The 21,119-nt window shown below is 63.3% G+C and carries 13 protein-coding genes and 5 pseudogenes; 2 read left to right on the top strand and 16 right to left on the bottom strand.

The window, feature by feature from the left end:
• Positions 1–1,611: 1,611 nt before the first annotated feature.
• A pseudogene (locus BZ163_RS36450) lies at positions 1,612–2,105 on the top strand (methyl-accepting chemotaxis protein); the annotation flags it as partial.
• Between the two features lie 259 nt (positions 2,106–2,364).
• On the opposite strand, the gene BZ163_RS17070 reads toward BZ163_RS36450, so the two are convergent.
• The gene (locus BZ163_RS17070) at positions 2,365–4,080 is read right to left on the bottom strand and encodes an amidase (RefSeq protein WP_128871886.1); all 1,716 of its coding nucleotides are present in this window, start codon (positions 4,078–4,080) and stop codon (positions 2,365–2,367) included.
• A gap of 437 nt (positions 4,081–4,517) precedes the next feature.
• Between BZ163_RS17070 and BZ163_RS17065 the strand changes: the two genes are divergently transcribed.
• On the top strand, positions 4,518–6,194 hold the full coding sequence (locus tag BZ163_RS17065; RefSeq protein ID WP_128871885.1) for an MFS transporter: 1,677 nt from the start codon (positions 4,518–4,520) through the stop codon (positions 6,192–6,194).
• 42 nt (positions 6,195–6,236) lie between these two features.
• Here BZ163_RS17065 and BZ163_RS17060 read toward each other — a convergent pair whose 3' ends face one another.
• The 15 genes and pseudogenes from BZ163_RS17060 to BZ163_RS16990 form a co-directional block, all read right to left on the bottom strand.
• A complete protein-coding gene (locus BZ163_RS17060; protein WP_128871884.1) occupies positions 6,237–7,466 on the bottom strand; it encodes a hypothetical protein in 1,230 nt (409 codons plus the stop codon).
• Between the two features lie 722 nt (positions 7,467–8,188).
• Positions 8,189–9,154, bottom strand: coding sequence for a 2Fe-2S iron-sulfur cluster-binding protein (locus BZ163_RS17055; RefSeq protein WP_371916814.1), 966 nt, complete (start codon positions 9,152–9,154; stop codon positions 8,189–8,191).
• Positions 9,151–10,185 carry an aromatic ring-hydroxylating dioxygenase subunit alpha gene (locus BZ163_RS17050; protein WP_128871883.1) on the bottom strand — a complete coding sequence of 345 codons (1,035 nt, stop codon included), beginning with the start codon at positions 10,183–10,185 and terminating at the stop codon, positions 9,151–9,153. The genes BZ163_RS17055 and BZ163_RS17050 overlap by 4 nt, the downstream gene beginning before the upstream one ends.
• A gap of 21 nt (positions 10,186–10,206) precedes the next feature.
• On the bottom strand, positions 10,207–10,434 hold the full coding sequence (locus tag BZ163_RS17045; protein ID WP_128871882.1) for a recombinase-like helix-turn-helix domain-containing protein: 228 nt from the start codon (positions 10,432–10,434) through the stop codon (positions 10,207–10,209).
• 73 nt (positions 10,435–10,507) lie between these two features.
• Positions 10,508–11,473, bottom strand: a complete 966-nt coding sequence (locus tag BZ163_RS17040; protein WP_128871881.1) for a VOC family protein — start codon at positions 11,471–11,473, stop codon at positions 10,508–10,510.
• Positions 11,470–12,966 (bottom strand): aldehyde dehydrogenase, encoded by a 1,497-nt coding sequence (locus BZ163_RS17035; protein WP_128871880.1) that lies wholly within the window; start codon positions 12,964–12,966, stop codon positions 11,470–11,472. Before BZ163_RS17035 ends, BZ163_RS17040 begins: the two co-directional genes overlap by 4 nt.
• Positions 12,967–12,976: 10 nt before the next feature.
• A pseudogene (locus BZ163_RS17030) lies at positions 12,977–13,781 on the bottom strand (aspartate dehydrogenase).
• Positions 13,782–13,791: 10 nt separating this feature from the next.
• Positions 13,792–15,476 (bottom strand): annotated as a pseudogene (locus BZ163_RS17025) (thiamine pyrophosphate-binding protein).
• On the bottom strand, positions 15,469–16,266 hold the full coding sequence (locus BZ163_RS17020; RefSeq protein WP_128871879.1) for an SDR family oxidoreductase: 798 nt from the start codon (positions 16,264–16,266) through the stop codon (positions 15,469–15,471). Before BZ163_RS17020 ends, BZ163_RS17025 begins: the two are co-directional and overlap by 8 nt.
• A gap of 1 nt (position 16,267) precedes the next feature.
• A complete protein-coding gene (locus BZ163_RS17015; RefSeq protein WP_128871878.1) occupies positions 16,268–17,104 on the bottom strand; it encodes an IclR family transcriptional regulator in 837 nt (278 codons plus the stop codon).
• Positions 17,101–17,971, bottom strand: a pseudogene (locus BZ163_RS17010) (alpha/beta fold hydrolase). Before BZ163_RS17010 ends, BZ163_RS17015 begins: the two are co-directional and overlap by 4 nt.
• 21 nt (positions 17,972–17,992) lie before the next feature.
• Entirely contained in the window at positions 17,993–18,532 is a 540-nt protein-coding gene (locus BZ163_RS17005; RefSeq protein ID WP_128871877.1) for a cupin domain-containing protein, read from the bottom strand.
• A gap of 13 nt (positions 18,533–18,545) precedes the next feature.
• Positions 18,546–19,313, bottom strand: a complete 768-nt coding sequence (locus BZ163_RS17000) for an SDR family oxidoreductase (protein WP_178110485.1) — start codon at positions 19,311–19,313, stop codon at positions 18,546–18,548.
• Positions 19,310–20,085: pseudogene (locus BZ163_RS16995) on the bottom strand (ABC transporter permease). The gene BZ163_RS17000 and the pseudogene BZ163_RS16995 overlap by 4 nt, the downstream one beginning before the upstream one ends.
• 28 nt (positions 20,086–20,113) lie before the next feature.
• Positions 20,114–21,115 (bottom strand): ABC transporter substrate-binding protein, encoded by a 1,002-nt coding sequence (locus BZ163_RS16990; RefSeq protein ID WP_128871876.1) that lies wholly within the window; start codon positions 21,113–21,115, stop codon positions 20,114–20,116.
• Positions 21,116–21,119: the final 4 nt, after the last annotated feature.

Below are 21,119 nucleotides of genomic sequence, written 5' to 3'. Positions count from 1 at the left end.
TTCGGCAAAACCGGAAAAATCGCCATGGGCTGGTCGTGCCGGCTCAATCGGTCGGCGTACCCGGTGATCGAACAAACCTTCGAAGCCATCGCTGAAACCCGCGTGCAGTTGCTGCACAACTGGACCCGCGAGCAGTGGGAACACCTGGCTGAACTGGCAGACCATCTCGGCCGTGATTTCGCCTGTCTCGACAGCGCTCCGTTGATGGACAAGCTGCGCCAGGCGGAAGATTTTTCCGAGTTGTTTGTGGTTGATACTGCCGGCCGCGTCATCGCCTCGACCTGGAGCCGACGGGGCAATACCCGGGTCGAGCACACCCGCGCATTGGCCGAAGGTTTGAAGGCGCCGTTTCTCCAAGGGCCTTACTGCGATCCACTGACCTTGCCCATCGGTCCATCGTCTTCACGCTTCCACGATGAAGTCACCTTGATGTTCTATCAGCCGCTGAAGGCCGAGGGAAAGGTCGTTGGCTGTCTCTGTGGTCGCGTGCCCAACGATGTGCTGGGCGATCTGATCCAGCGCGAGGCCGGGCACATTTTTGCCGAGTCCGGCGACAACTACCTGTTCATGGCGCAGTCACGATTCGATCCCGCCATCCAACCGGGGACCGCGTTGTCGCGCTCACGTTTCGAGGACGGCACCTTTACCCACGGTGAAAACCTCAAGAGTGGCGTACACACGCCGTGGAAGACCGTGCAGATCCAGCGCCACACCGAGCTGGAACTGCGCTTTACCGACCCGGCGACCCAGCAACTGCACCCGGGAGTACGCGAGACCATCCGCAAGGGCTCCAACCTGTTCGTGACCTATCCCGGTTATTCGGATTACCGGCACGTGCCCGTGGTCGGCAAGGGCGTCACCTTCCAGTTGCCAGGCTCACCTGACCGCTGGGGCATGATGTGCGAGGCCGACCTGGAGGAGGTGTACCGCCGACGCTCGCTCAGCCATGGCCTGATGAGGCCTTACCTGGCGACCATGACCGGCCTGTTTGCCTGCAATTACCTGGTCCAGCATTACAGTGGCCTGACCCAGGGCCTGATCGATGCCGTCGAAGTGGTGAGCATGGTCGGCGCCACGCTGCTGTTCAGTCAGCTGGGGCCCAAGCGACTGGCGGCCCGGCTGGACGGGATGACGAGTGTGATCAGGACCATCGCCGAGGGCGAGGGCAACTTGCGTCAGCGCCTGGACCCGACGACCATGGCCAATGATGAGACCGGTGACATGGGACGCTGGATCAACAGCTTCATCGACCACCTGGACTCGGTGGTCGGGCAAGTGGTAAAGGCCAGTCGCAACGTCGGCACCACCAATCAGATGATGCTCGGCCGCAGCCAGGAAGCCGGCATCACCTCCGCCGAGGTGGCCGAAGCGGTGCATCACATGATGATTATCGTGGAAGACCAGTTGGGCGAGATCCAGCAAGCCTCGGCCAGCGCCGAGCAGATGAAGCAGGTGATGGACGAAGTCGTCACCCGTGCCCGTGAACAGTTTCTCGCCGTGCAGGCCGGCACCCAGTCGATTCGCGATGTGGTCGAGCGTTCGTCTTCAAGCGTGCAGTTGCTCGACAGCCGGATGACGCAAATCGGCAACATCACCAGCCTGATCAGCGACATCACCAACCAGACCAATCTGCTGGCCCTGAATGCCGCCATCGAGGCGCGCGCGCGGGCGAGCATGGCCGCGGATTTGCGGTGGTGGCCGATGAGGTACGCAGCCTGGCCTCACGCACGTCACGGGCGGCCGACGATATCCGGCAGATGGTCGAAGGCCTGCAGGGCGAAACGCAAAAAGCCGTGAGCTTCATGGAGGCGGGGGTCAAGGACGTCGATAACAGCCTGCGCCTGGCCGAAGATGCCTCCTCGGAAAACGTGCAGTTGCATCAAGCCGTGGAAAGCATGTTTGCGATCATTCAGCAGCTCAACAAGCACAGTCTCGATTATGGCAAGACGATCCGGCAGGTCGACCAGTCTTCCACCGAGATGCGCCAGACGGTGGTAGTGCTGCAGAGCAGCGCCGAAACCGTGAGGCTCAATGCCAACAAACTGCAAAAACTGGTGGGGCAATTTGAGGTGACCAACAACAACGAACGGGTGGCGGCTGCTTGAAGAGGGGCGAGGTGGAGAGGATCGAGCACGGTCGGAATTGATGAGCTGGCTGTCAGGACGCCTTCGCGGGCAAGCCAGCTCCTACAGGGTCTTGCGCCAGCCTTCAAACCCGAACATCCCCGCGATCGGTAGGAGCTGGCTTGCCAGCGAAGGCGTCCTTCCAGACAAAAAATGTTGCCTGACCCACCGCTTTCGCTGGCAAGCCAGCTCCTACAGTTGATCGGTGTCATGCCCTTGATTTGAGCAAGCCGCGCCGCTGCTATTTTTTGCCACCCGCCAATGCCGGGGTCCGAGGCGGAATCATGCGCTTGGTTCCCGTCGACTCAAACGCCGCAGCCAAACGCAACAACGTCGAATCGTCATACGCACGACCGGCAAACGTCAGCCCGACCGGCATGCCGATGTCGGGCATGATCCCCATCGGCACCGTGACCGTGGGCACACCCAGGTGGCGGATGGCGAGGTTGCCGTTGGCGACCCAGATGCCGTTACTCCAGGCGATATCCGCAGACTGCGGGTCGACGTCGGCATTCGCCGGCGCGACGTCGGCTACGGTCGGGAAGATCACCGCATCGAGCCCCAGCCGATCCATCCAGTCCTCCAGGTCGATTCGACGGGTCTGTTCCAGCCCGCGCAGTCCATCCGGCACGGTGGAGATCTGGTCCCAGGGGGTAATGCCGCGCTCGGCCATCCGCACATACTCGTCCATGCCCGCAACCAGGTCGCCCTCGCGGTTGGGCAAGGTCCCCGGGTCGTGGGGGAAAATCAGCGGCCCGTCGACATCGACCAGGCGATTCAGGTCGGGATCGCCGTTGGCTTGCAGAAAATCATCGAACGCCCAGGCCGTCAGGTCCCACAACTCATGATGCAGGAACTCCTTGGACACCAGCCCCCGGGTAAACACCGTCGGTGCGCCCGGACGATCACCCTCGCAATTGGAGACCATCGGGAAATCGACCTCGAGCACTTCGGCGCCTGCGGCCTCGAGTGCCTGGCGCGCCTCTTCCCAGAGACCGATCACCGAGGCCCGGGTGTTGATCCGCTGCCCGGTCGGACCGCCGATACCCGGCGCATCCGCGGTACCGGCTTCGGGATCGGCGTTGATGTACATGCGCGGCACGCCAAAGCGTTTTCCGGCCAGCGCAACGCTATTCGCCGCAAGCGATGCATAGGAGGCCGGGCGCACCGAGGCGACACTCGGAATCGGCACCCAGGGTTGCATCCGCCACAGATCGCCGCGGGTGTCGGGATCCTCCGCGACCACCACGTCGAGCACCTCGAGCAGGTCGGCCATGGTCCGGGCGAACGGCACCACCACGTCCATGGTCGGGGTCAACGGCCAGTTGCCGCGTACCGAGATCACCCCGCGCGACGGCGTGTAGGCGCACAGGCCATTGTTCGACGCAGGCCCGCGTCCGCTCGACCAGGTCTCTTCAGCCAGGCCGAAGGCCGCGAAACTGGCGGCGGTGGCAGTCCCGGCGCCATTCGATGAGCCCGAGGCGAACGGGGCGGTGAGATAGTCGGCGTTGTACGGGCTTTCCGCGCGACCATAGACCCCGCGCTGCATGCCGCCGTTGGCCATGGGCGGCATATTGGTCTTGCCCAGGCAGATCGCACCCGCGCCGCGCAGCCGTTCAATGGTGAACGCATCGCGATAAGCGACCAGGTTGGCGAATGCCGGACTGCCCGAGGCGGCGGTCAGCCCCTTGACCAGATAACTGTCCTTGGCCGTATAGGGGATGCCATCGAGCGGACCCAGGGTCTCGCCTTTGGCCCGCCGGGCATCGGACGCCCAGGCCTCCTCGAGTGCATCGGGGTTGCGCACCACCAGAGCGTTGAGGGCGGTGGGGGTGGCGGGGCCGTCATAGGCATCGACCCGGGCCAGATAGGCCTGGACCAGCTCGACCGCAGTGGTCCGGCCGGATTCGAGCGCCGCACGCAGTTCGGCAATGGAGACTTCGGTGACCTCGATCATGGGGTTACCGCCGACTGCGCAGGGGCGACACGGTGAGTGTTTTCATCAGGCTGGGGCCTGGAGGCAAGGACATCAATGTTCTTAAAATGCGGGCTCATAACGGTTCTCTAGGCAGTGCATTTACGCAACAGGGCCGGGCTGACACCCTGAACGTTCTATTTAACACCAAGCACGGGGATCGGTGAAACGCTTCGACCGCCCGTGTGGGTGTCTGGCCGCAAAGGGTCGAGGTCGCGCAAGTAACTGTCGCCGGCGAGTGGATATCTGCACGAAGCCGATTATGCTTCAGGAAACCTTGCAGCAATGCGAGGCCGTCAACCTGTGTGCATGCTTTGCGCAATCCGTAATCCGATGAAAATCAGCCCCAGGGCCAGGGTGCGGCAAGAAGGTAGTGGGGTACTCCGGCCTGTAAATAACAACAAAGACGGAGAAGACTTATGCCCGCAATCGACAATACAACGGCGCGCAGCGCCCCCCACCACGGGCTTACCAAGGAGGAGCGCAAAGTCATCTTTGCCTCGTCCCTGGGCACCGTGTTCGAGTGGTACGACTTTTACCTTTACGGCTCGCTTGCCGCGATCATCGCCAAGCATTTCTTCGCCGGGGTCAACGAGACAACCTCGTTCATCTTCGCGCTCCTCGCGTTCGCCGCGGGCTTCGCCGTACGCCCCTTCGGCGCCATCGTGTTCGGCCGCCTGGGTGACATGATCGGACGCAAGCACACCTTCCTCATCACCATCGTGATCATGGGTATTTCCACGGCCATCGTCGGCTTCCTGCCCGGCTACGCGACCATCGGCGTCGCAGCGCCGATCATCCTGATCACCCTGCGCCTGTTGCAAGGCCTGGCCCTGGGCGGTGAGTACGGCGGTGCGGCGACCTACGTCGCCGAGCATGCGCCCAAGGGCAAGCGCGGTTACTTCACTTCGTGGATTCAAACCACAGCGACCCTCGGCCTGTTCATGTCACTGCTGGTGATCCTCGCCTGTCGCACCATCCTCGGCACCGAAGCCTTCGAGGCCTGGGGCTGGCGGATTCCGTTCCTGCTGTCGATCCTGTTGCTAATCGTCTCGGTGTACATCCGCCTGCAACTCAGCGAGTCGCCGGTGTTCCTGAAAATGAAGGCTGAAGGCAAGGCTTCCAAGGCGCCGCTGACCGAATCCTTCGCCCGCTGGGACAACCTCAAGATCGTCATCATGGCGCTGCTCGGCGGCACTGCCGGCCAGGCCGTGGTCTGGTACACCGGGCAGTTCTACGCGCTGTTCTTCCTGCTGCAGACGCTGAAGATCGACCCGCAGACCGCCAACCTGTTGATCGCCGGTTCGCTGCTGATCGGTACGCCGTTCTTTGTCATCTTCGGCAGCCTGTCCGACCGCATCGGCCGCAAGGGCATCATCATGGCCGGCTGCATCCTCGCGGCGCTGACCTACTTCCCGATCTTCCAGGCGCTGACCCAGTACGGTAACCCCGACGTGTTCGCCGCGCAGGCGAAGAACCCGGTCACGGTGATCGCCGATCCCGACCAGTGCTCGTTCCAGTTCGACCCGGTGGGCAAGGCCAAATTCACCAGCTCCTGCGACCTGGCCAAGACCGTGCTGGCCAAGCGGGCCATCCCCTATGAGAACGTGAAGGCCGAACCTGGCACCGTGGCGCAGGTGCGCATCGGCGAAAAAGTCATCCAGAGCTTCGAGGGCACCGGCATGCCGGCCGCCGACTTCAAGGCCAAAAACGATGCGTTCGTCGCGACCCTCGGTGCTTCGCTCAAGGAAGCCGGCTACCCCGAGAAGGCCGACCCGGCCAAGACCAACTACCCAATGGTGCTGCTGCTCCTGACCATCCTGGTGATCTACGTGACCATGGTCTACGGCCCGATCGCCGCCTGGCTGGTGGAGCTGTTCCCGGCGCGCATCCGCTACACCTCGATGTCGCTGCCGTACCACATCGGCAACGGCTGGTTCGGCGGCTTCCTGCCGACGGTAGCGTTCGCGATGGTCGCGGCCACGGGTGATATCTACTACGGGCTGTGGTACCCGATCATCATCGCGGTGATGACGGCCATCCTGGGTATTTTCTTCCTGCCGGAAACCAAGGATCGGGACATTCATCACACCTGAGCCTGACGTTTGCCCTCTCCCGGGGGGAGAGGGCAACCCCCCTCAGAAGTAGTAGCCGATGTTGAGGTTGGTCCGGTAGTACCACTCGTTGCTGCCGATCGAGCTTGTGTTAGTGAAGCCGGTACCGTTTTCCGCACCGCCGTAGGGGTTGGCGTTTTTCGCCCAGGTCAGGTCGACCCACGCCATGATCGGCATCGCCAGGAATTGCGCGCCGACGGTGTACATCTGCGAGTCGTCCCAACCGCTCTGGTCTTTCATCATGCGGCTGTAGTCGTTGTACAGCTTGATCTTCTTCAACTGCCCCAGCTTCGGCGTCGCAATGTCATAGCCGATGTTCAGCGAAGCAATGGTTGCCTTGGAGGCAATCAGGTACGCGGGCGTCAGGCCGTTGCCGCCCATCAACACCGAGTCGTTGCTGACGCCGGCGGGATTTTTCGGGTCGTACTCGTACCGGATGCCCTGGGTGCTGACGGTCCATTGGCCGGCATTGATCACGGCGTGAATGCCAGCGGCCCAGTAATCACCGTCGTCCCGGGTGGTGGCGTTGTACAGCTGGGCCGCGGCCACCGAGGCCCCGACCTCGGCTTTCCAGCCGTCGTTGACAAAGGTCCGCGCGACGCGGGCATTGATCTGGTTGTGCTTCTCGTTGTCCTGGCGCGATTGGGTGAAGGGGATCGCGTTGTCCTTGAGGTCGGCGTAGCGGCCGACTTCCGGCGAGTAGCGAATGTCCGACGGCATCATGCGCGGGAAATACCCCAGTTGCAGATCCCAGTCCTTGTCCTTGTAGCTGTACTTCAAACCCGAACCGGCGCTGACGCCATAGCCCATGAAGAACGGCAGGTGATAACTCCAGCCGAATTGCGGGTAGGGTTCCAGGCCGAACGGCTTGAACGGCGCGCCCAGTTGCAGGTTCGAATTGCTGTTGAAACGGTAGCCGACGAAGCCGCGATCGATGGAGCGCTTGCCGTCGTCCTGGAACCAGTAACCGACATCGCTGAACAGGTTCTGGTAAGTCGCCTGCACGTCGATGCGGAAGGTGTCGAACAGCAAGCGGCCATTGTTTTCGGTGGTGTCCCAATGCTCGTCGCGGTAGTTGGTGCGCAAGGCGCCGCCGATGTCCAGGCTGCTCTGGCCATCGTCGCTGCGCCAGGCGATATGCGGGAAAGGCTTTTTACCCGTGGTCGAGGTCACGGGCGCTGCAGGGCCGGGTTCGCCGGCGAAACTGACGCAGCTGGTCATCATCAGCCCGAGACATATCACGTAATTCTTCATGCTCACTTCCCCTGCAATAGTGGGCGCTACAAAGTGACCGGCAACACTTTCCCGCTTGCCTTGAAAGTGGCAATGGGCGAGTGACTTTGGGTGTTGCGGTATTGGAGTGCGTTTTTTGTTTTTTTGCTGTTTCGTAGGTGATACGGCGTCTGACCTATGAACTTGAGGGGAATAGAGCAGAAACCATGCCACTGTTGGACGGTGCTTCTTTGCCGAATAAAATCCAGTAAAAACAATTGTTTATATGGGAAACGCATTTCCTTGTATTGCCCGTGAAACGAGGGCTTCAAGGAGTAACGAAACTGCACGTTATGTGTGCGCACTTACTCGACTCGCCTACAAAAAGGCCTTTCACGAGGAAACACAGATAACGCAATACCTTGTAGGAGCCAGCTTGCTGGCGATGGACTCAAGTGCGCCGCGTTTAACCATATCTCACGCGTTATCGTTAACGATCATCGCCAGCAAGCTCGCTCCTACAGGTCTTGCGCCAGCCTTCAATCCGAACATGACACCGATCCCCCTGTAGGAGCTGGCTTGCCAGCGAATGCGGTGTGTCAGTCGCCATTGATATTGAATGTGCCGCCGCTTTCGCTGCAAGCCAGCTCCTACAGGGGGACCGTGCCCATGCTGGAAAATGAGGTGGCGTCCAAACCAGTGGACGCGCATAAAAAAGGCCGACAAAAGTGTCGGCCTGTTTAATGGATGAAATAGAACACCAGTTATAAATCGAGAACCAACCGCCGACTCTTGCAACCCGATACACAAACCATCATCGATTTATTCGCCGCACGCTCGGCCTTGGTCAGCACGCCATCCCGATGATCGACTTCACCTTCCAGGACCCGGGTTTCGCACGAACCGCAGACCCCTTCGCGACAGCTGTATTCAATGTCGCAACCCGCCTCGAGCAATACGTCGAGCAAACTCAAGCCTGGCTCGATCGACAGGGTCTTGCCGGTTTTTTTCAGTTCGACGCTGTAACTGCTCTGGGCATCTTCAGACGGTGGCAACTCCGCCGCGGTGAAGCGCTCGATATGCGCGTGGGGGTAACCGAGGCCTTCGCAGGTGCTTTCGAAGGCATCGAGCATCGGCGTCGGACCGCAGCAATAGAAATGCGTGTCAGCCGGCTGGCCCGCCAGGTAGGCGCTCAAGTCGGGCGGCATGCCTTTTTCATCGTTGAAGTGATAAACCACCTTGGCGCTCAGGCCGCTGAGTTCTTCGACCAGTGCGGCTTCCTGCCGCGAACGGGCGCAGTAGATCAGCTCGGCGGATTTTCCCAGGGCCAGCAGTTGGCGGAACATGCAGTAGATCGGCGTGATGCCGATGCCACCGGCCACCAGCACGCTGTGTCTGGCGTTGAGGTCGAGCTGGAAGTTATTGCGCGGCGACGAGATTGGCAGTTGCATGCCGACCCGCAATTGCCCATGCACGAATTCCGAGCCGCCACGGCTGTTGCGATCGCGCAGGATGCCGACCACGTAACGGCCGCGATCGCTCGGCGAATTGAGCAACGAGTAGCTGCGCACGAGGCCGTTGGGCAGGTGCAGGTCAATGTGCGAGCCGGCTTCGAACGGAGGGAAGACCGTGTCGCCATACGGCCGCAACTCGACGCTGATGATGCCTTCGGCTTCGTAGCGCAGGGTGTGCACGAGCGCGGTGAGGGGGGAGGAATTGGACACGTTCATGGCAACTGCTTCGCGTCGATCAGCTCCAGCTGGGCCTTGGCCGCATTTTTCAGGTAGCGGCGCAGGCGCACCACGCCGAGGTCATGCTGGTACAGGTTTTCCCGCTTGTTGGCGTCCGGCTCCATGAATTCGAGCAGCACCCGATCCTGTTCCAGCACCGCCCAGTGCCGCGCTTCCAGACGATTCTTGTAGAGGAAGCGCCAGGTGTCCCGCTGCCAGCCGGTCAGTGGCCGGCAACGCCAGTGGAACACCGCCGACAATGAGCGGCTGCTCGGCGTGTAGCTGCCGATGATGGTGAAGTTGCCGCCGGGGCCGCCAGTTTTCGGGTACGGAATTTCCAGGCGCAGCCAGTGGCAGGTATTGTCCATGAATTCGGTCCAGTCGAAATTCACCCCGCGCTGGCCTTCCTTCTCGAAGAAGAAACCGTGGTCGGTGTCGCGGTTGACGAACTTGGCCGTGGCTTCGCCTTCGCTCATGGAGTGCGACATCTTGTGCAGGTAGGTGCCGTGCATCGGGTCCATGACGTTGTCGATGACGTAGCGGTAATCGCCTTTCCACTCGGCGTAACACAGGAAGCTGCTCCACTGCGGGGAGGTCAGTTGCTCGGGCAGCACCAGTTCCGGCGGGTTGTCCTCGTGCGGGTCGGCGGCGTTGTAGAGGAAGATCGCGCCCGCGGCTTCACGGGTGTGGAACATCCGCGTCGGGCGGCTGCCTTCGAGTTTGCAACCCGGGCTGCCGGGGACTTTGGTCACGGTGCCATCGCAGCGCACTTCGACGCCGTGATAAGGGCATTGCAGGCGGTCACCCAGCACCGGGCCCTGGGACAACGGCGCGCCGCGATGGGGGCAGTGGTCTTCCAGGGCATGCACGCTGCCGTCATTGTCGCGCCACAGGGCAATCTTGTAGCCCAGGCGACGGATCGACAGCGGTTTTTCACCCAGCTGATCGGACGGCAGCACCGGGAACCACAGGTTCTTCAAGCCGTTGGCCAAGAGGTTTTCAACAGGATCGACGGTTGTATTCATGTTCATTTCTTATTGTCCTCCGGCGGGTCATTCGCCCAGCCGAGCCATCAGGGTTTTATAGGCATCCGCAGTCCACTCGCCGGTGGTCAGCGGGCAGGGCGGCCCGGCCAGGTTCAGGTGTGCGAGCAGGTCGGGCAGCTCGGTCACGCCATGGCCGAACGCGCGTTCGATGGAGTCGCCGAGCAACTCTTCGAACTGGGTGTTGGGCCGTTTGCGAGCCTGATGGGGCTCCAGGTAGGGTTCGGTATTGCTCATCTCATTGACCTCCATTGCGTACCCGTTCGCGGATCGTTTCGCCCACGGGAATAAAGTCGTACGTCGTGTTCGTTCAGGGTTTTGGCTTGTCGGTAAGGAACTTGCCCTGGGGCGCTTCGACATGTTGCTGGCGCCGGGTATTGCCATCGATGCCACCGGCGATCGCCCATTCGGCGAATACCGTCGGGCCGGGTTCGAAGGTGCGTGGCTGCCATTCGCCGGTCAGTTGGTCTTCGTCGGCGTAGTACTCCACCAGCGCGCCGGCCGGGTTCTTGAAGTACCAGAAGAACGCCGACGACACCGGGTGCCGGCCGGGGCCGATTTCCGTGGCCCAGCCGCGGCGGGAAATGTGCATGCCGCCGCCGAACACTTCGTGTACATCGCGCACGGTGAAGGCGACGTGGTTCAGGCCGGCGCGAGGGGCGGGCAGTTGCAGCATGAACAGGTCGTGATGCCCGCCTTCTTCGGCGGTGCGCAGGAACGCGCCGCGGTCCGGATAGCGGTCCGAGGCCTGGAAGCCGAAACGCTCGTGGTAGAAGGCTTCGCAGGCATTGACGTCCTTGACGAAGAACACCACGTGCCCGACTTCGATCGGCGTGGCGTGGTCGTAGATCGGCGCGGCCTTGTTGATCCGGCCTTTGGTTTGCCAGGTGTTGTGGCCGCTGCACTCGATCTGCAGTTCGCGCTTGCGCGTCACCTGCAGGCGGATCGCCAGGCCATTGGGGTCGGTGCAACCGATGCGCCCGTCAGCTTCGATGAAGCCGGGATCGTTGGCGATGCGCTCGCTGTACAGCTTCAGGTCCGCCGCGCTTTCGACGCCCCAGACCACTTCGCGCACGGTCGAACCGGCTTCGATCGCCGGCGGCAAACCAGCCTTGTCGATGTCGGCGAGCACTACGCGGCAACCGTTGAGGGTTTCGAAAATCACCTCGTCAGGCTGCTCGCTGACCTTGTTCAAGCCCCAGTCGCTGAAGAACCGCACGCTGGTCGCGAGGTCCTCGACGCCGTAGGTGACTTCATCGATACCTAGAACGCTCATAACCCAACCTCCGTTTGCACACCGGCCCAGGCCAGTGGCTGTTGATTCATGCCCCAATAGAGGCTCTTCTGTTCCATGTACTGCAGGATGCCGAGGCGGCCTTTTTCCCGGCCCAAACCGCTGTCGCGCCAGCCACCGAACGGGGTGGAAATCGAGAACTGCTTGTAGGTGTTGATCCACACCGTACCGGCCTGGATTTTTCGACCCAGGGCCCAGGCGCGCTTGTAATCGCGGGTCCAGATGCCGGCGGCGAGCGCATACAGGCTGTCGTTGGCCTGTTCGAGCAATTGCGCTTCGTCATCGAACGGCATGGCCACCAGCACCGGGCCGAAGATCTCTTCCTGGCACACCTGTTGGCTGTTGTTCAAGCCTTCGAGGATGGTCGGCGGGTAGTAATAACCCTGGTCGTACACGCCACCGCTCGGACGCTCGCCACCGAGCAGCAGGCGTCCACCTTCGGCGATCCCAAGAGCAACATAACGCTCCACCGACTCGCGGTGTGCGGCGCTGATCAGCGGCCCCATCTGCGTGCGTTCATCGGCCGGATCACCGACGCGCAGTTCGGCGGCAGCAGCCACCAGGCGCGCCATGAACGGCTTGTACAGCGCCCGGGCGACAAACAACCGCGAGCCGGCGATGCAGGCTTCGCCCGACGAGCTGAAGATGCCGTACAGCACACCGGCCACCGCGTGGTCGAGGTCGGCATCATCGAGGACGATGGTCGGCGATTTGCCGCCCAGTTCCAGCGACACCGGCATCATCTTGTCGGCGGCGATGTGGGCAATGTGTTTGCCGGTCCTGGTGCCGCCGGTGAACGACACGCGCTTGACCAGCGGGTGACGCGTCAAGGCATCACCGAGCAGCGAACCCTTGCCCGGCAACACACTGAGCAAGCCTTTCGGCAGCCCGGCCTCTTCGCAGATGCGCGCCAGTTGCAAGGCCAGCAGCGGGGTGATTTCCGCCGGCTTGATCACCACCGCGTTGCCCGCCGCCAGGGCTGGCGCGACCTTCTGCGCTTCGCTGGCAATCGGCGAGTTCCACGGAGTGATCGCGGCGATCACGCCCATCGGCTCGTAGACGCTCATGCTGACGAAGTCACCACGGGACGGGGTGATGGTTTCCTCGAGGGTTTCACAGGCCGCGGCGAAGAACTGGAAGGTGCCGGCCGCGCTGGCCACCAGGGCCCGGGTTTCGTTGATCGGTTTGCCGTTGTCCTGGCGCTGCAATTGCGCCAGTTCTTCACTGCGTGCGCGGATCAGTTCGGCGATGCGGTACAGCACGCTGGCGCGCTCGTGGGGTTTGCGCTGGGCCCAGCCGCTGTGCAGAAACGCCTGGTGCGCACCTTGTACAGCGTCTTCGACGTCGTCGACACTGGCGGCGTTGAGCCAGGCGACGGCCTCGCCGGTGGCGGGGTAGCAGGTGGCGTAGCGCTCGCCGCGCCCCAGGCGCCAGTCGCCGGCAATGCAGATCGGTAAAGTCTGTTCGAGAGTCATCGACTGTCCCCTAAATCGAAATCGCATGGGCATGGTTGCCCAAGGCGCGGACGACGCTGTACACGGTCAGCGCCGAGGTCTTCGGGTTGGCCAGCAGCGGTTTGCCGCGCAAGCTCAGTTCGAAACCGCCAAAGGCACCGCGGGCTTCGAAGTGATGCACGTTCTCCTCGCTCAGCGGGTCGGCGATCAGCGTCACATGGGTGCGATCCAGGCCGAGCCCGGCCAGCGACAGGGTCGCGGCGACGTTGGCATTCTTCGGGTAGAGCCGGGCCGCTTCCCGGGCGCTGCCCTGGAAAATCACCGTGGCTTCGGTAAGGCTGTCCAGGTCAAAGGCCTGATCAGCCGGGGTGTTTTTCCAGGCGCGCGCCGGTTTGCGTCCGGTGTAATTCACCGAGTCCAGGCCGCCGACCTTGGCCGCCGACAGCGCATCGATGACCGCCAATGGCGCCGGGCAGCAATTCGATGCGGGTCTGGCCGCGTTCGGCCGCCGCTTCCAGGCGTTCCACCAGGCCGACTTCGGACAGCGCGCCGACCGAGACGATCAGGCAGGCGATGCCGCGTTCCAGCGCCGGCAACACATGTTCTTCGATGGCGCGGTGGCCGGCGCACTCGACCAACAGGTCGGGGCGCGCATCGGCCGGCAACGCCGTCAACACTTGCGGCGGTTGTTTGAAACTGGCCAGCCGCTGGCGTACCAGCTCTTCGGAACCGGCCGAGGCGATCACGTAGTCGACGCACAGCTGCGGGTCTTTCTCCAGCAGTTCGAGCACGCCGACGCCAATGGCGCCGCAGCCGATCATGGTGATGTGCAACATGACGAAGTCCTCAAGCCGTGGCTTTCTGCGCTTTGGTTTCGCTGTTGGGCGGGCCGGCGAACTGGGTGGCGAAGCTGCCGACGGCGAGCATGTCGACTTCCAGCAGGAACGGACCGGGTTGCGCCAGCGCGCCGTCGACGACCTTGCCGAAATCCTTCAGGTCGGAGACCAGGCCGTGGCGCAGGTTCAGCGATTCGGCCAGCTTGGAATAATCCGGGGTGTGCAGGTCGACGTAGCAGTGACGGCTGCCGTAGACCGCGTCTTGGATATTGCGGATCACGCCATAGCGCTGGTCGTTCATCAGCAGGATCACCACGTTGGCGTTCTCTTGCACCAGTGTCGCCAGCTCACCGAGGTTAAGGATGAAACCGCCGTCACCGGCCAGGGCGAAGACCTTGCGCTCCGGCGCCGTTTCCGCCGCCGCGACCGCCGCGCCAATCCCCATCGACAAGCCCTGGCCAATGCCGCCGCCAAGGGCATGCACGCCGGCGCGTGGGTGGTACAGCGTCAGCAGGCGGTTGCCCCAGATGCTGTTGGACCGCGTGACGTCGCGCACCAAGGAGAAATTGCGCCCGGTGCTGGCTTGCAGCTGTTCGACCATGGCCGAGTAGGGGCCGAGGTCGGCGATCAGTTGCGTGCGGGATTTTTCGCGAACGGCCTTGAGCTCGGCGAGGAACGTCGGGTCGATCTGCAAGCGACCTTCGAGACGGTCGGCCAGGCCTTCGAGGGCCAGCGCCGCGTCACCGGCAGATAAAACAGCTCGCTGTTGTAGCTGCGACCTTCGATGGCCGGGTTGGCGTCGATGCGCAAGGTGTTGCGCGGCAACTTCAGCGCGTACTTGAAGGTCTCGTTGCTGCGCAAGCGGGAGCCGGCGATCAGCAGGGCGTCGCAGCTTTGCAGGAACTGCTCGACCAGTTTGTTCTGCGAGAACGCGCCCAGGCAGCGCTCGTCATCTTCGTTGACCACGCCGCGACCTTGAGTCGAGGTGATCACGCCGACGCCCATGTCCAGCAGGCGTTTGACCTGTGGCCCGGCATGTCGCGCGCCACCGCCCAGCCACAGCAACGGGCGAGTGGCACTGGCCAGGCGTTCGGCGACCAGGTCCAGCGCTTCTGGCGCGGGCACGGCCACCGGGATCGGCAGCGGCGACAGGTCGGTCGGCATCGGGATAAAGGTCGACTGGATATCGATCGGGATTTCCACGCTGACCGGCCCGGTAGGCGCGGTCAGTGCAGTCTGCACGGCCAGCTTCAGGGTGCTGATCGCGGTCTCGACGCTGCGCACGCGGAACGCGGCCTTCGACACGGCCTTGAGCATGGTCAGCTGATCGCGGGCTTCGTGGATGTAGGCGAATTCCTGATCCAGGTATGGCGTTTCGATCTGCCCGGTGATGTGCAGCAGCGGCGTGCCGGCGGTCAATGCTTCGACCAGTGCTCCGGCGGCGTTGCCGGCCGCGGTGCCGGTGGACGTCAGGCACACGCCCAGGCCACCGGTGGTGCGGGCATAGGCATCGGCCATGTTGGTGGCGCCGGCTTCACCCCGGGCCATGACGAAGCGGATGTTGCCGCGCACGGCGAACGCATCGAGGATCGGCATGTTGTGGATCGAGATCACGCCGAACGCGGCCTTGACCTCGCATTGCTCGAGGAACGCGGTGATGGCAGCGCCAACGGTGACAGTATTTTCATTACGCATGGCGGGACAGGCCTCCGGAAACATCGATATGGCTGCCTGTGGTGTAAGCCGACAGAGGCGAGGCCAGAAACAGGATCGCGCGGGCCGCTTCAATCGGCAGGCCCAGGCGCCCCAAGGGAATGTGTTTTTGTCGAGCCAGGCGGGCGGTCCATTGGCTCCAGTCCAGCTCCCGCTCTTCGCGGGCTTCGAAACGCCGGCGCCATTGCCCGGACTCGACCAGGCCAATCAGGATGCCGTTGACCCGAATGCCATCGACGGCGAATTCGGTGGCCATCGAGCGCACCAGGTTCATCACCCCGGCGCGGGCGGCCGAGGTGGCGACCATGTGCGGCTCCGGCTGGCTGGCCAGCAGCGAATTGACGCAGACGATGGCGGCGTTCGGTTGAGCTTGCAGCTGCGCCTTGAAGGCGCGAACCGGGTTGATCACCGAGAAGAATTTCAGGTTCAGCTCTTCGGTCCAGGCGCTGTCGGTGGTGTCGGCGAAGGTCGAGACCCGACCCTGTCCGGCGTTGTTGATCAGCACGCTGGCCGGGCCCAGTGCGGCCAGGCTGGCGGCGGCAAAGGCGTTGACTGATTCCGCGTCGAGCACGTTGCACACCCGGGCCAGCAACCGCCCGTGGGGAAAGCGTTGGCGCAGGTCGGCTTCGACGCTACGCAGGCGGTCTTCGTCGCGACCGCAGAAGGCCACGGCGGCGCCGGCTTCGCGCAGCAACTCGACACAGGCCAGGCCAATCCCGGAGGAGCCGCCGGTCACGATGGCCGTGCTGCCTTGCAGTTGATAGAGGCTCATCTCAATCCCTCATCAGGGCGGTCACGCGCTGCTGGCCGTCGTGGCCGGCCGCGCTGTTGTAGTCGAGCAACCGCGACAGCTCGTCGGCGCTGCGACGCACCTGCAGGAGCAATTCGTTGAAGTTGACGTGGGCGATTTGCGTGGTCGGAATGGTCACGCCCAGGGCCGCGACGATCTGCCCGGATTGATCGCGCACCGGTGCGGCGACGGTGGAAATCGCTGACTCGAAGAAGCCTTCACCGCTGACAAACCCGCGCTGACGGTCGGCCTGGACCATGTCGAACAGCTCCATCACGGTTTTCGGCGTGCAGGGCGAGAACTGCTCCAGGTGATCTTCCGGGTAAAGCTCGCGCAGCTCGGCCAGCGACAGGTCTTCGAGCAGGATGCGCCCCAGGACCGTGGCGTGGGCGGGCAGGCGGGTGCCGACATTCACCGCGCTGGAGAACACCGACGGCGGCGAGACCTTGGCCACGTAGACGATCGAACGGCCGTCGCGCACCACCAGGTTGCTCGGGTAGTTGAGGCGGTCGCACAGGCGGGCCAGCAGCGGCTGGCCGAGTTCGGTCAGCTCCAGCGAGGCCAGGTACTCGAAGCCCAGGCGCAGCACCGACATGCCCAGGCGATATTCATTGCCGCTGCGGGTGACGAAGCCCATGGTTTCCAGGGTCGTCAGCAAGCGGAAAATCGTCGAGCGCGGCAGCGCCAGGCGCCGGGCCAGTTCCGGCGCGGTCAGCGTGCGGTTGCGCCGGCTGAACTCGCAGAGCAGCAGCAGGCACGCTTCCAGGCCCGGCACGATGTATTTGTCCTGAGCGTCCTTCAGCAGATCTGAATCGTTCATAGCGATGCACCTGTCAGGGATTCTTTGATGGCGCAGGCCAGACGGCCCGCCACCACACAAGGTTGTTCGATGGGGCTGGCGTGCCCGGCATCGGCGATAAGGTTGAACGTGCCGCCCAGGGCCTTGGCCAGGGTCAGGCAGCTTTCGGGCGCGGTGATGCCGTCGGCTTCGCCGCAATGCACTTCGCACGGCATCGACAGCGGCGCGTGGCGCAGCAGGTCATCGCCGCACAGCAGGCTCGCTGGCCTGGCGATAGCCCTCGGGATTGAGCCGCGCCATGTTCCACTGCACCCAGGCCTGTGCCTTGGGGCTGGCGTGGGGCGAGAGCATGTAGGCACTGCGTTGCTCGGCCATGCCCGGGATGCCCAGTTGCTCCAGGGCGCGCAGGCGTTTGTTGCGCACGTCCTGGCGTTGCAAGGCGCGCGATGGATGGCCGTAGCCCTGGGCCGGGCTGATCAAGACCAGGCGGCTGATGCGCTGCTGGTGCACGCCGCTGGCGAACGCGGTGGCGGTGATCGCTCCCAGGGAGTGACCCACCAGCACACAGCGCTGGATGTCCAGGGCGTCGAGCATCTGCATCAGCCGTTCGGCGTAGTCCGACGCGTCCGGGGCCAACGCCCTTAAAGGCGTGGAGTCGCCATAGCCGGGCGCGTCCCAGGCGATCACCCGGGCGCCCTGGCCCAGCTCCTGGGCCACTTGCAGCCACGACGCCGAGCCCGAGCCGATCCCGTGCAGCAACACGATGGCCGGCCCGGCCCCGCATTCGCGCACGGCCTGGCGGGCGCCTGCGAGCTCCAGCGTGCGCTGGGGGAAGTGCAGCGCCAACTGGGCCTGGAGGTCGGCCGTGAGCGGCGGGGCGGAGGGTATCGATGGCGGTGCAACATGGGCTTATCCGCGCTTGATCGAGGCCAGGGGGTGTTCTGGCGGGTAGGTCGGGGTGACGGGTTTTTTCGCGCCGAGCATCACGCACATCAACGCGTCTTCATCGCCGATGTTGATCTCTTCGCGGTACACGCCGGGCGGCACGGAAATCACGTCGCGGTCGGTGAGGATGGTTTCGAAACGCTCGCCGTCCTTTTCGATCACCACCTTGAGTTTGCCGCGCAGCACGAAGAACACTTCTTCCACGTCGGTGTGCAGGTGAGGCGGGCCTTCGTGACCGGCCGGAATCACCATGGTGGAGAAGGTGAAGTTCTCCGACGGGATGGTGTTCATGTCGGTGCTCACGCCAGTGCCGCCGGTGCCGATGTAGCGCATCTGCGCGCGGCGGAATTTCGGGTCGTAGTCAGCCTGGAACTTCAGCGCGTTCCAGTCGTACTTGCGCGTCTCGTAGCGGGCGATGCGGGTCTGCATCCAGCTTGCAAGGTCGCTGCCGGCGGGTTGTTCCCAGCTTTTCGGTGTGCTTTGCTGCGCGGATAAATCGGTCATGGCTATCTCCTGATCAAGGCATGACGAACCCGCCGTTGACCGGCAGGGTTTGTCCAGTGATGAAACGGGCGAGGTCGGACAGCGCGAACAGCACGGCGCCGCTGACGTCTTCGGGAAGTTGTGGGCGCTGAATCGCCCGCTGGTCGTTGTACAAGCGGTGACGCGCTTCGGGCACGTAGGCGGTGGCTTCGACCAGCACCAGGCCGGGCGCGATGGCATTGACCGTGATGTTGTCGCCACCCAGCTCGCGGGCCAGGCTACGGGTCATGGCGATGATCGCGCCCTTGCTGGCGACATAGGCCAACAGGTTCGGCGCGCCCCACAGCGGGGTGTCGGACGCCAGGTTGACGATCGCGCCATGACCACTGGCGCGCAGGGCCGGCAGGCAGGCTTTGGTCATCAGCCAGGTGCCGCGCACATTGACCTGCATCACCTGGTCCCAGGTATCCAGGCTCAGCTCTTCGCAGGTCTTGCCGCCGGAATTGGTGATCGACGCGTTGTTGACCAGGCCGTCCAGCCCACCGAGCAAACGGCTGGTTTCGGCGATGCAGGCATCGATCGAATCCGGTTGTGCCAGGTCCAGCGTCACGCCATAAACGCTAAGGCCTTCAGCGACCAGTTCGGCGGCCGATTGCTGGACGCGCTCGGCGAGAATGTCGGCGATCACTACCTGGGCACCGGCGCGGCCGATGGCCTGGGCGAAGGCGTAACCCAGGCCGCGGGCGCCCCCGGTGACCAGCACGCGACGGCCTTCGAGCAAACGAGTGAGGGTCGTCATCATTGAGTACTCAGCATGGCTTTGGGCATGTAGTGCAGGATGCGTTTCTCGGCCCAGACCACCGCGCCGTAAGCAAGCACCCCGATCAGCGTCAGCATGACGATGGCGACGAACACCCCGGCGGTATTGCCCTGGCCTTCGGCATCGACCAGCAGGAAGCCCAGGCCCTGGTTGCCGCCGACCAGTTCACCGACGGTGACGCCGATCACGGCCAGGGTCGAGGCAATGCGCAGACCGGAGAACAACGCGGCCATGGCCGACGGAAACTCCACCAGGCGGAAGATCTGCCAGCGGCTGGCGTTCATGGTCCGCACGAGGTTGATCATGTCCGGGTCCACGGTGCGAATCGCCGACAGCACGTTGATCATCACCGGGAAGAACACGATCAGGATCGCGATCAGGATCTTCGGGTAGATGGTGTAGCCCAGCCACATCACGAACAGCGGGGCGAAGGCGACTTTCGGCGCGATCTGCAGCGCCAGGATGTACGGCGAGAGCATGGCTTCTGCGGCGGGCGACAGGCCCAGCGACACGCCGATCGCCACGCCGAGCAGGGCGCCCAGGCCTGAGCGACGATGATCTCGAACGCGGTGATCAAGGTGTGCTGCAACAGGCCGCCGGTCTGCCACATCACCACGCTTTCCTGGGCCACCCGACTCAGTTGCGGCATGACGAATTCGGGCATGCCGAGCAGTCCCGGGCCCCACTGCCAGAGCACCAGGAACAGGATCAGCAGGGCGACGCTGCCGAGCATGGAGTTATTGAGGTTTTTCATCGTGTCGGTACCTTGTTGTCACTGACCGTCATTGCGCGGCGGTTTGGGTGTCGATGAACTGGTTGGTGTACAGGTCGTCGAGCTTGGGCTCCTGGGTGACGATGCCCTCGCTGACATAGAACTGGCGGACCGCTTCCAGGCGCACCGGATCGATTCGGCCCGGTACGGTCTGGTTGGCATAGACGTGCTCGACGTAGAGCTTGAAGATTTTCTCCAGCGAATCTTCCTTGCCGGCATAAGCGGGAACAGCCTTGGCAAAGGTCACGGCGGCCGCGCGGGGGTCTTCAATGATGTCGCGCATTCCGTGCAGGGTTGCCTGGACCGTGCCGCGAACAATGTCCGGGTGATGCTTGATGGCATCGTCGGAGGCGAGGATCGACTGAGCCATGCTGTCGAAGATCTGCGCTTGCGGGATCAGCTTGATTTTCACCCCGGCTTCCTCGGCGTTGATCACCCAGTCCGGCACGCCGGCCATTGCCACGGCTTTGTCCGCCGAGAACAATTGCCAGACACCGGCGGGCCCGGCGGCCTGGATGTTCACATCGTTCTTGCTCAGGCCGGCTTTACGCAGGGAAGCGAGCAAGGCGTAGTAGGTGGTGTCGGAGTAGGACATCACGGTCACCGTCTTGCCTTTGAGGTCGGTGATCGAATTGATGTTCTGCGCCGCATTGGTCGCAATCATGGTGACGCCGCCGGCGCCCAGCACCGCGACGTTGCGCACCGGAATGCCGTTGGCCCGTACCACGATGGGCGTATCACCGAGGGCGCCACCGAGCATGGCGTTACCCGCACCGATCTGCTTTGCCACGTCCACACCGCCCTTGGCCGCGATGAAGGTCATGTTCAGGTTCTGGGCGGCGTAGTAACCCTTTTGCTGCGCAATGATCCACGGCGCGAACGCCGGCAGGTTCGGCGGCGCCGGCAACAGGTAAGTCACGTCGGTCGACTGCGCCTGGGCAGCGAAGGCCAGGCCCAGGCCGAGCGCGACGGCGCTGGCCTGGCTGAAGCGTTGAAACAGAGACTTGAGCATGAGT

It is taken from the genome of Pseudomonas sp. VI4.1, from assembly GCF_002029345.1.
GTDB lineage: Bacteria > Pseudomonadota > Gammaproteobacteria > Pseudomonadales > Pseudomonadaceae > Aquipseudomonas.
Note: the sequence above shows the minus strand (reverse complement) of the source record. Positions and strands in the feature narration are given on the sequence as shown.